Origin of the sequence: Rhodovulum tesquicola (assembly GCF_024128855.1) — a bacterium.
Taxonomy (GTDB): Bacteria; Pseudomonadota; Alphaproteobacteria; order Rhodobacterales; family Rhodobacteraceae; genus Rhodovulum; species Rhodovulum tesquicola.
In genome coordinates this window covers 43061-53595 of record NZ_JAMYDV010000018.1, presented here as the reverse complement: position 1 = coordinate 53595, position 10535 = coordinate 43061, and the positions used below count along the sequence as shown (strand labels likewise).

The following is a 10535-nucleotide window of genomic DNA, read 5'->3' as shown; positions in this document are numbered from 1 at the left end:
TCGTCGCCTGCTTGTGAAGAGAAATCAGCATCCTCGCCCCGCGTCCCGAACCTCACCCAGCAACGATCTTGCCATGAAGAGCGCAGAGCGGCGAGGGTCTATGTGATCGTCCGGGATGGGACAGCTACATTCAAGAGCGCAATCAAGGAAAAGCATGGCAAGCTCAGAGTGGGTGAAACCCACCACCCCCGCCCCCCCCTCACACCGGCTCCCCGCTCGGCCCCTTGTCCTCCAGCCCCTCGATCACCTTGGCCAGCCGCAGCTGCGCATAGGTCTTCAGCACGTCGTTGATCAGCCCCTGGTAGCCCCGCCCGTTGGCGCGGTAGAACTTCGCCACCGGTTCCTCCAGCAGCAGGGTGACCTTCACCTTCTTCGGCGTCGCCGGGTAGATCTCGGGCAACAGGTGCCAGGCCTCGGGGACGTGCAGCGCCTGCATCTCGCGGCCATAGACGAACATGTGCAGCCGCATCACCGCCTCTTGTGCGGCGGCCAGGTCGCGCAGTTCGCGCTTGCCCAGCCGCCGCTCGGGGCGCGGCCGGATCGGGTGGGGGTCCATCATGTGGTCGGGGTCGAACATGTGATCGGTCATGGCGCCAGACTGCCCCAGCAGGGTTAACGCGCCCTGTGCGGGCCGTGCGCCGGGTCCGATGAAAGTCCGATGGAATTCCGATGGAAATCCGATCTGACCGGCGGCTTGACCGGGGGGCGGCGAAATCATGTTGCAAAACGGCGGCCGATGAGGCACTATCTCGTTGCGAGTTCACGACTTTCGACCACTGTCTACCTTCACTGGCTGCAGTTCCTCGATCGACACATGACTGCGCCGGCCCGCTGCAATGGTGCGAGCGGAAGACCACGAAGGAGACGACGGATGGCCACTGGCACCGTGAAATGGTTCAACGAAACAAAGGGTTACGGCTTCATCGCTCCCGATGGCGGCAAGAAGGACGTGTTCGTCCACATCACCGCCCTGGAACGCGCCGGCCTCCGCACCCTGGCCGACAACCAGAAAGTGACGTTCGACATCGAATCCGGCCGCGACGGCCGCGAAAGCGCGACGAACATCTCGCTGGCCTGATCGCCAAGGCATTGAATTGACGGCAAAAGGGCGCCCCTCTCGGGCGCCCTTTTCGCATGCCGCGTTGACCGGAAACGGGACTCGGTGTAGGCCCAAGCGGCGTGACAGGGAGCGGCCGGGGGGCTGCGCGAAAACGGTCCAGCCCGCGCCGGACCGTGCGTCGGACAAGGGGGGATATCCATGAAACTCAATCACTTGGCCGCAGCGCTGACCGCGAGCGCCGCCACGCTCTGGGCGGCCGGGGCAGCCCTTGCGCAGGACCACAGGTTCAAGCTGCACCATTTCCTCGGCGCCAATTCGCCCACCCAGACCGAGACGCTGGAGCCCTGGGCCCGCGCGGTCGAGGAGAAATCCGGCGGCAAGGTGAAGATCGAGATCTACCCCGCCATGACGCTGGGCGGGCGCCCGCCCGAGCTGATCAACCAGGTGCGCGACGGGGTCGTGGATCTGGTCTGGACCGCGAACGGCTATACGCCGGGGCTGTTCCCGCGGACCGAAGTCATTGAATTGCCGTTCGTTTATCTCAACGATCCCGGGGCTGCGAACCTTGCCCTGCACGAGATGTTCGAAACCGATCTGAAACCCGATTTCCCCGGGGTCGAGGTGATGTTCCTGCATGTCCATGCCGGCCATGCGATCGTGATGCGCGATGCCGCGATCCGCAGCCCGGCCGATTTCGCGGGCCGCAAGATGCGCATCCCCACCCGCACCGGCGCCTGGGTGCTGGAGGCGCTGGGCGCGGTGCCGGTGGCGATGCCGGTGCCCGACCTGCCGCAGGCGATGTCGAAGGGCGTCGTCGAGGGCGCGCTGATCCCGTTCGAGATCGTGCCCGCGCTGAAATTGCAGGAACAGGCCGGGCAATATGTCGAACTGGCCGACCGCACCCGGCTGGGCACGCTGTCCTTCCAGATGTCGATGAACAAGGCGCGCTGGGACAGCCTGCCGCCCGAGATCCAGCAGGCGTTCCGCGATGCCTCGGGGCCGGACTGGCTGGCCGAACTGGGGCGCATCTGGCGCGGCACCGAGGATGGCGGCATCGCCATGGCCGAGGCCGCGGGCAAGACCCATGTCACCCTGACCGACGAGGAAACCGCCGCCTTCCGCACGGTGCTGGAGCCGGTGGTGGAGCGCTGGATCGCGGATGTCTCGGCCAGGGGCATCGACGGGGCGGCGCTGGTCGACCGGGCGCGGGACCTGATCGCGAAGCACGGGACCGAGTGATGAGCGACGCCGCGCTGGCCGGGCGGCGGGGCTTCGCCGCGCTGGTCGCGGCGCTGGTCACCGGTTGGGCGCTGATCGGCGGGCTGGTGCTGGTCGCGGTGATCGCGATGAACGTGGTCTCGGTGATCGGCGGCCTGGTCTGGAAGCCCTTTGCCGGCGATTTCGAGATGACGCAGGTTGGCGTCGCGGTTGCGGTCTTCGCCTTCCTGCCCTGGTGCCAGTTGACCCGCGCCAATGTCAGCGCCGACATCTTCACCATGCGCGCTTCGCCGCGCTGGGTGGCGCGGCTGGGGCTGGTGGCCTCTGCCGTGGCGCTTGTCTTTGCCGCGCTGCTGCTGTGGCGGATGTCGCAGGGCATGGCCGACCAGCGCGCCTATGGCAGCACCACCACGATCCTGCAATTCCCGGTCTGGATCGCCTTCGTGCCGGTCCTCGTCTCGCTGGCGCTTCTGGCGCTGGCAAGCCTTGTGACGCTATTCGAGGATGCACGCGCCGCGCGCCGGGGCGCCGATGGCTGAGGCGCTGTCGCTGGGGCTGACGGGGCTTGCGGCGCTGGTCGTGCTGATCGCGCTGCGCATGCCCATCGCCTATGCGATGATCCTGGTGGGCGGCGTCGGGATCGTGGCGCTGAACGGGCCTGCGCTGATGCTGAACCAGCTCAAGACGCTGGCCTGGGGGCAGTTCTCGATCTACGACCTGTCGGTGGTGCCGATGTTCGTGCTGATGGGCGCGCTGGCGGCCCGCGCGGGGCTGTCGGCGGCGCTGTTCCGGGCGGGCAATGCCTGGCTTGGCTGGATGCGCGGCGGCACGGCGATGGCGGCGATCGCGGCCTGCGCGGGGTTCGGGGCGGTCTGCGGCTCGTCGCTGGCGACCGCCTCCACCATGGGCAAGGTCGCGCTGCCCGAGTTGAAACGCTCGGGCTATTCGGGCGCGCTGGCGACCGGCACGCTGGCGGCGGGGGGCGTTCTGGGCATCCTGATCCCGCCTTCGGTGGTGCTGATCGTCTATGCGATCCTCGTCGAGGCGAATATCGTCACGATGTTCCTGGCCGCGATGCTGCCCGCCGCGCTGGCCGTGGTGCTGTTCCTGCTGACCATCGCCGCCTATGTCGCGATCCGCCCCGGCGCGGGGCCTGCGGCGGGGGCGGCGGATCGGGCCGAGTTCCGCGCGGCCACGCTGGGCGTCCTGCCGGTGCTGGGGATCTTTGCGCTGGTGCTGGGGGGGATCTATGCGGGGTTCTACAACCCCACGCCGGGGGCCGCGGTGGGAGTGACGCTGGTCTGGCTTTACGGCGCGCTGCGCGGACGGCTGCGGCTGGGCGAGATGCGCGCCGCCCTGCTTGAGACCGCCTCGATCACCGGGATGATCTACCTGATCCTGCTGGGCGCGGAACTGATGAAGATCTTCCTGTCCCGCGCGGGCCTGCCGCAGGCCGCGGCCGAGTGGATCCTGGCAACGGGCATGGCACCGATGGCCGTTCTGGTTCTGGTGCTGCTGGCGCTGATCCTGCTGGGCTGCCTTATGGACAGCCTGTCCATGATCCTTCTGGTGGTGCCGTTCTTCTGGCCGGTGCTGGTCGCGATCAATGGCGGGCCGTGGCAGGGGGCCGAGGGCGCGGGCTTCGGGATGAGCACCGAGGATCTGAAGATCTGGTTCGGCATCCTTGCGCTGGTCGTGGTGGAACTGGGGCTGATCACGCCGCCGGTGGGGATGAATGTCTTCGTGATCTCGGCCATGGCGCGGGACACGCCGATGATCGACACCTTCAAGGGGGTCGCGCCGTTCTTCGGGGCGGAACTGATCCGGGTCGGGCTGTTGCTGGCCTTTCCGGCATTGGTGCTGTGGCTGCCGCGGATGGTCGGCGGATAGAAGGTTGCGGGGCGCAGCGGAGCGGGCTAACGGACGGCCCTGACAAGCGGAGGGGGCCATGGGTCATGTCGTTCTGGTGACGGGGGGCGCACGGTCGGGCAAGAGCACCCGGGCCGAGGCGCGGGTCTCTGCCCTGCCGGGCGAGCGGGTCTATATCGCCACCGCCCGGCCCGACGATGCCGAGATGCGCGAGCGCATCGCCCGCCATGCCGCCCGGCGCGGCGCGGGCTGGGTCACGGTCGAGGAACCGCTGGACCTGGTCGGTGCGCTTGACCGGACCGACGGGCGCGGGCCGCGGCTGGTCGATTGCCTGACGCTGTGGCTGTCGAACCTGATATTCGCGGGCCGCGACTGGGAGCCCGAGGCCGCGGCGCTGGTCGCGGCGCTGGCGCGCCAGCAAGGCCCGGTGGTGCTGGTCTCGAACGAGGTGGGCATGGGGATCGTGCCCGAGAACGCGCTGGCGCGCGCCTTCCGCGATGCGCAGGGTTGGCTGAACCAGCGCGTTGCGGGCGCGGCGGACGAGGTGGAATTCGTGGTCTCGGGCCTGCCGCTGAAGGTCAAGTAGGCCGCCCTGCGTCTATATGACTGCGGCTCATAATCATCGTGACGAAGATGAGGTGGACTGCGGGCGGGCGACAGTCTAGATGCCGCACATGACGCAGCACGCCCGACCCCCCGCCCGCCCTGCCCTGTCGCCCGTCTTCGACGCGATCCGCGATGCCGCGCGTGAACGGATCCTGATCCTCGACGGGGCGATGGGCACCCAGATCCAGAAGCTTGGCCTGAGCGAGGGCGATTTCACCGGCTGCGGCGGGGGCTGCGCCTGCCATGTGCATTCCGACAAGCCGCAGAAGGGCAATAACGACCTGCTGAACCTGACCCGGCCAGACGTGATCGAGGACATCCATTACCGCTATGCGATGGCCGGGGCGGATATCGTCGAGACCAACACCTTTTCCTCGACCGCCATCGCGCAGGCCGATTACGGGCTGGAGGATCGGGTCCTTGCCCTGAACGAGGCGGGCGCGCGGCTGGCGCGTGCCGCGATGGACCGGGCCGAGGCCGAGGATGGGCGGCGCCGCTTCGTGGCGGGCGCGCTGGGTCCGACGAACCGCACGGCATCCATCAGCCCGGATGTGAACGACCCGGGCTATCGCGCGGTCAGCTTCGACGATCTGCGGCTGGCCTATGGCGAGCAGTTGCGCGGGCTGATCGCGGGCGGCGTCGATCTGATCCTGATCGAGACGATCTTCGACACGCTCAACGCCAAGGCCGCGATCTTCGCCTGCGAGGAGGTCTTTGCCGAAACCGGCCTGCGGCTGCCCGTGATGATCTCGGGCACGATCACGGATCTGTCGGGGCGCACGCTGTCGGGCCAGACGCCCACCGCCTTCTGGCATTCGGTGCGCCATGCCCGGCCGCTGACCGTGGGGCTGAACTGCGCGCTGGGGGCGGATGCGATGCGCCCGCATCTGGCGGAACTGGCGGGCGCGGCCGACACGCTGGTCTGCGCCTATCCGAACGCCGGGCTGCCGAACGAGATGGGCGAATACGACCAGACGCCCGACGAGATGGCCGCGCTGATCGAAGGCTTCGCGAAGGACGGGCTGCTGAACGTCGTTGGCGGCTGCTGCGGGTCGACCTATGACCACATCGCGGCGATCGCGCGTGCGGTCGAGGGCCACGCGCCCCGCACGGTGCCGCAGGTCGCCCCCCGGATGCGGCTGTCGGGGCTGGAGCCCTTCACGCTGACGCCCGACATCCCCTTCGTGAACGTGGGCGAGCGGACCAATGTCACCGGCTCGGCCCGGTTCCGCAAGCTGGTCAAGGAAAAGGACTATGCCGCCGCGCTGGATGTCGCGCGCGATCAGGTCGAGAACGGCGCCCAGATCATCGACGTGAACATGGACGAGGGGCTGATCGACTCCGAGGCCGCGATGGTCGATTTCCTGAACCTCGTCGCCGCCGAACCCGATATCGCGCGGGTGCCGGTGATGATCGACAGTTCCAAATGGGAGGTGATCGAGGCCGGCCTGAAATGCGTTCAGGGCAAGCCCGTGGTCAACTCGATCTCGCTGAAGGAGGGGGAAGCGGCATTCCTGGAACAGGCGCGACTGTGCCGGGCCTATGGCGCGGCGGTCGTCGTGATGGCCTTCGACGAGGCGGGACAGGCCGATACCGAGGATCGCAAGGTCGAGATCTGCGCCCGCGCCTATCGGCTTCTGACCGAGGTGGCCGAGATGGCGCCCGAGGACATCATCTTCGACCCCAACATCTTCGCGGTGGCCACCGGCATCGAGGAGCATGACAATTACGGCGGCGATTTCATCGAGGCCGCGCGCCGCATCCGCGCCGATTGCCCGCATGTGCATGTCTCGGGCGGCGTGTCGAACCTGTCCTTCAGCTTCCGCGGCAACGAGCCCGTGCGCGAGGCGATGCATGCGGTCTTCCTGTTCCATGCCATCAAGGCAGGGATGGATATGGGCATCGTCAATGCCAGGCAGCTGGCGGTCTATGAATCTATCGACCCCGAATTGCGCGAAGCCTGCGAGGATGTGGTTCTGAACCGCCGCAAGGACGGGACCGAGCGGCTGCTGGAGATCGCGGAACGCTACCGCGGCCAGGGCGGCGGCGCGGCGCGCGAAAAGGATCTGCGCTGGCGCGAACTGCCCGTGGACAAGCGGCTGGAACATGCGCTGGTCAACGGCATCACCGAGTTCATCGAGGCCGATACCGAGGAGGCGCGGCTGGCCGCCACCCGCCCGCTGGACGTGATCGAAGGCCCGCTGATGGCGGGGATGAACGTGGTGGGCGACCTGTTCGGCGCGGGCAAGATGTTCCTGCCGCAGGTGGTGAAATCGGCCCGCGTGATGAAACAGGCGGTCGCCGTGCTGTTGCCCCACATGGAGGCCGAAAAGGCGGGCTCCGGTCGGCAGGCGGCGGGCAAGGTGCTGATGGCGACCGTGAAGGGCGACGTGCATGACATCGGCAAGAACATCGTCGGCGTCGTTCTGGCCTGCAACAATTACGAGATCATCGACCTGGGCGTGATGGTGCCCGCCGAGAAGATCCTCAAGGTCGCGCGCGAGGAAGGGGTGGACGTGATCGGCCTGTCGGGGCTCATCACGCCCTCGCTGGACGAGATGGTTCACATGGCCGCCGAGATGGAGCGCGAGGGATTTGACATTCCGCTGCTGATCGGGGGCGCGACCACCAGCCGGGTGCACACGGCCGTCAAGATCGCGCCCTCCTACCGGCGCGGGCAGGCGATCTATGTCACGGATGCCAGCCGCGCGGTGGGCGTTGTCTCGTCGCTGCTGTCCGAAGGCCAGCGCGAGGGCTATGTGACGGGCATCCGCGAGGAATATCGCGACATCGCCGAGAAACATGCCCGCGGCGAGGCAGCCAAGGCGCGGCTGCCGCTGGCGACGGCGCGGGCGAATGCGCTGCGGTTGGACTGGGCGGGCCATGTGCCGGTGCGGCCCGCGATGCTGGGCACGCGGGTTCTGGACGACTGGGATCTGGCGGAACTGGCCCGCTATATCGACTGGACGCCCTTCTTCCACAGCTGGGAATTGCGCGGGGTGTTCCCCCGCCTGCTGGACGATCCCGAGAAGGGCGCGGCGGCGCGTGCGCTTTTCGACGATGCGCAGGCGATGCTGGCCAGGATCGTGGCCGAAGGCTGGTTCCGGCCCCGCGCCGTGCTGGGGCTTTGGCCTGCCAACAGCGTCGGCGACGATATCCGGGTTTATACTGATGAGACGCGGCGCGACGTGCTGGCCACCTTCCACAGCCTGCGCCAGCAGACAGCAAAGCGCGACGGCGTGCCGAACCTCGCGCTGGCCGATTTCGTGGCGCCCGAGGGCAGCGTCCCCGATTATGTGGGCGGCTTTGCCGTGACCACCGGGGCCGAGGAAATCGGGATCGCCAAACGCTTCGAGGACGCGCATGACGATTACAGCGCGATCATGGTCAAGGCGCTGGCCGACCGTTTCGCCGAGGCGCTGGCCGAGCGGCTGCATGAACGGGTGCGGCGCGAATTCTGGGGCTATGCGCCCGACGAAGCCTTTGCGCCCGAAGACCTGATCGGCGAGCCCTATGCAGGCATCCGCCCTGCCCCCGGCTACCCGGCCCAGCCCGACCATACCGAGAAGCGCACGCTGTTCGAGTTGCTCGACGCCGAGCGCGCGGTGGGCATCCGGCTGACCGACAGCATGGCGATGTGGCCCGGGGCCTCGGTCTCGGGGCTTTACATCGGCCATCCCGAGGCACGCTATTTCGGTGTCGGCAAGGTCGAGGCCGACCAGGTCGCCGATTACGCCGACCGCAAGGGCATCCCCGTGGCCGAGGCCGAACGCTGGCTGGCGCCAGTGCTGAACTACCGGGCGGACGCGGGAACGGCACAGGCCGCCGAGTGACGCCCGCAGAGTGAGCAGCGCCGGGTCCAGCGGCGCTGCTGCACCGGGCATGGCGCCGGTTCGCGATTGAAATCGCCGCCGTGCCCGTAGCTTATTCGCAGGGATTGCCGCAGCCGGAGAGTGAGTCGCCCATGGGCCTTGAGCAGATCTTCGTCCTTGTGCTGCTGGCCGTGGTGTTCCTGAGCTTCGTCAAGGAGGTCTACCCGCCCGAGGTCACGGCGCTGGGTGCGTCTGCGGCGCTGCTGGCGACGGGGATCCTGGAGAGCCGCGATTTCCTGAAGGTCTTCAGTTCTCCGGCGCCAATCACCATCGCGATGATGTTCATCATCTCGGCTGCGCTGGAACGCACCGGCGTAGTGGCGATGCTGGGCGATCTGCTGAAACGGCAGGCGCGCGGCTCGCTCTTGCGGGCGATGCTGCTGATGATGGTGGGGGCGATGGGGGCGTCGGCCTTCATGAACAACACGCCCGTCGTGATCCTGCTGACGCCGGTGATGATCTCGGTCGCGGCCTCGGTCGGGGTGGCGCCCTCGCGGCTGCTGATCCCGCTGTCCTTTGCGGCGATCTTCGGCGGCACGCTGACGCTGGTGGGCACCTCGACCAACATCCTGATGAGCGGGGTTGCCGAACAGGCCGGCCAGCCCCCGCTGAGCATGTTCGAGATGACGCTGCCGGGGCTGGTCTTCGCGTCGGTGGGCATGCTTTACATGATGATCGCCGGGCGCTGGCTGCTGCCCGACCGCGCCTCGCTGTCAAGCATTCTGGGCCAGGAGAGCAAGCGCCGGTTCATGGCGCGCCTGCTGATCCCGCAGGGGTCGAAATATGTCGGCAAGCCGCTGAAGGAGCTGCCCTTCAACCGGGCCGAAACGCGCATCCTGGACGTGGTGCGCGGCGAGGTGTCGATGCGGCGGACCATGGCGGAACTGACGCTCGAGGCGGGCGACCGGGTGGTTCTCAAGACCGGCACGGGCGAGATCCTGGGGCTGAAGGAAAACGGCCAGGTCGAATTCCGCGACATGGACGACCAGGGCCTTGCCCCGGTGACCGCCGAGCAGACCATCACCATGGAGGCCAGCGTCGGCCCGAAATCGCATCTGCGCGGGCGGCCGATCAAGGATCTGAAGCTGCGCCGGAAATACGGCGTCTACCTGATGGCGGTGCACCGCGCCGAGCAGAACATCTCGCAGGACCTGCCCGAGCTGCGGCTGCAATTCGCCGACACGCTGCTGCTGGAAGGTCCGCCCGAGGGCATCCAGCGGCTGATGGAGGATGGTGGCATCATCAACCTGTCCGCCCCGTCCGAACGCGCCACGCGGCGGTCCAAGGCACCGATCGCCATTGCCACGATCCTGGGCGTGATGGGGCTGGCGGCGTTCGACGTGATGGACATTGCCGGGCTGGCGGTGATCGGCGCGGTGATCGTGATGATGACCCGCTGCGTCGATCCCGAGGAGGCATTCGACGCCATCGACTGGCGCATCCTGTTCCTGATCTTCGGCATGCTGGGGCTGTCGATGGGGCTGGAACAGACCGGCGCGGCGCAGGTGATCGTCAAGGGCGCGGTGGGCGCGGTCGGGGGGCTGGGGCCGCTGGCGGTTCTGGCCGCGGTCTATGTGCTGACCAGCGCGTTGACCGAGATGGTGTCGAACAACGCGGTGGCGGTTCTGGTCGGTCCCATCGTGATCGCGCTGGCGGTCGAGCTGGGCTTTGACCCGCGCCCCTTCATCCTGGCGGTGATGTTCGCCGCCTCGGCCAGCTTCGCCACGCCCATCGGCTATCAGACCAACACCTTCGTCTATGGCGCGGGGGGCTACAAGTTCAGCGATTTCATCAAGGTCGGCCTGCCGCTGAACCTGATCTTCGCGGCAACCGCGGTTCTGGTGATCCCGCTCTTCTTTCCGTTCTGACGCAGGGGCGTCGGCGCGACCGGCAAGGCGAAGGGGATCGCG

General features: G+C 67.7%; 8 protein-coding genes. 7 read left to right on the top strand and 1 reads right to left on the bottom strand.

Going from position 1 to position 10535, the window contains the following annotated elements; genetic code table 11:
• Nucleotides 1-199: 199 nt before the first annotated feature.
• The gene (locus NHN26_RS13815; protein ID WP_253089987.1) at nt 200-589 is read right to left on the bottom strand and encodes a BrnA antitoxin family protein; all 390 of its coding nucleotides are present in this window, start codon (nt 587-589) and stop codon (nt 200-202) included.
• A 282-nt stretch (nt 590-871) separates the two neighbouring features.
• Here NHN26_RS13815 and NHN26_RS13810 point away from each other — a divergent pair, with 282 nt between their 5' ends.
• From NHN26_RS13810 to NHN26_RS13780, 7 genes are all read left to right on the top strand, one after another.
• Entirely contained in the window at nt 872-1078 is a 207-nt protein-coding gene (locus NHN26_RS13810) for a cold-shock protein (RefSeq protein WP_132693150.1), read from the top strand.
• A 180-nt stretch (nt 1079-1258) separates the two neighbouring features.
• Complete coding sequence (locus tag NHN26_RS13805) at nt 1259-2299, top strand: TRAP transporter substrate-binding protein (protein WP_253089986.1); 1041 nt, start codon at nt 1259-1261, stop codon at nt 2297-2299.
• Complete coding sequence (locus tag NHN26_RS13800) at nt 2299-2817, top strand: TRAP transporter small permease (RefSeq protein WP_253089985.1); 519 nt, start codon at nt 2299-2301, stop codon at nt 2815-2817. Before NHN26_RS13805 ends, NHN26_RS13800 begins: the two co-directional genes overlap by 1 nt.
• Nucleotides 2810-4168, top strand: coding sequence for a TRAP transporter large permease (locus tag NHN26_RS13795; protein WP_253089984.1), 1359 nt, complete (start codon nt 2810-2812; stop codon nt 4166-4168). The genes NHN26_RS13800 and NHN26_RS13795 overlap by 8 nt, the downstream gene beginning before the upstream one ends.
• 58 nt (nt 4169-4226) lie before the next feature.
• Nucleotides 4227-4733, top strand: a complete 507-nt coding sequence (cobU, locus tag NHN26_RS13790; RefSeq protein WP_253089983.1) for a bifunctional adenosylcobinamide kinase/adenosylcobinamide-phosphate guanylyltransferase — start codon at nt 4227-4229, stop codon at nt 4731-4733.
• An 88-nt stretch (nt 4734-4821) separates the two neighbouring features.
• Nucleotides 4822-8586, top strand: coding sequence for a methionine synthase (gene metH / locus NHN26_RS13785; RefSeq protein ID WP_253089982.1), 3765 nt, complete (start codon nt 4822-4824; stop codon nt 8584-8586).
• 131 nt (nt 8587-8717) lie between these two features.
• Complete coding sequence (locus NHN26_RS13780; RefSeq protein ID WP_253089981.1) at nt 8718-10493, top strand: SLC13 family permease; 1776 nt, start codon at nt 8718-8720, stop codon at nt 10491-10493.
• The last annotated feature ends 42 nt before the right edge of the window (nt 10494-10535 follow it).

Coding starts and splice junctions, on each gene's coding strand:
- cobU (WP_253089983.1), top strand. CDS start 4,227: ATGGGTCATGTCGTTCTGGTGACGGGGGGCGCACGGTCGGGCAAGAGC.
- NHN26_RS13805 (WP_253089986.1), top strand. CDS start 1,259: ATGAAACTCAATCACTTGGCCGCAGCGCTGACCGCGAGCGCCGCCACG.
- NHN26_RS13795 (WP_253089984.1), top strand. CDS start 2,810: ATGGCTGAGGCGCTGTCGCTGGGGCTGACGGGGCTTGCGGCGCTGGTC.
- NHN26_RS13815 (WP_253089987.1), bottom strand. CDS start 589: ATGACCGATCACATGTTCGACCCCGACCACATGATGGACCCCCACCCG.
- NHN26_RS13800 (WP_253089985.1), top strand. CDS start 2,299: ATGAGCGACGCCGCGCTGGCCGGGCGGCGGGGCTTCGCCGCGCTGGTC.
- NHN26_RS13810 (WP_132693150.1), top strand. CDS start 872: ATGGCCACTGGCACCGTGAAATGGTTCAACGAAACAAAGGGTTACGGC.
- metH (WP_253089982.1), top strand. CDS start 4,822: ATGACGCAGCACGCCCGACCCCCCGCCCGCCCTGCCCTGTCGCCCGTC.
- NHN26_RS13780 (WP_253089981.1), top strand. CDS start 8,718: ATGGGCCTTGAGCAGATCTTCGTCCTTGTGCTGCTGGCCGTGGTGTTC.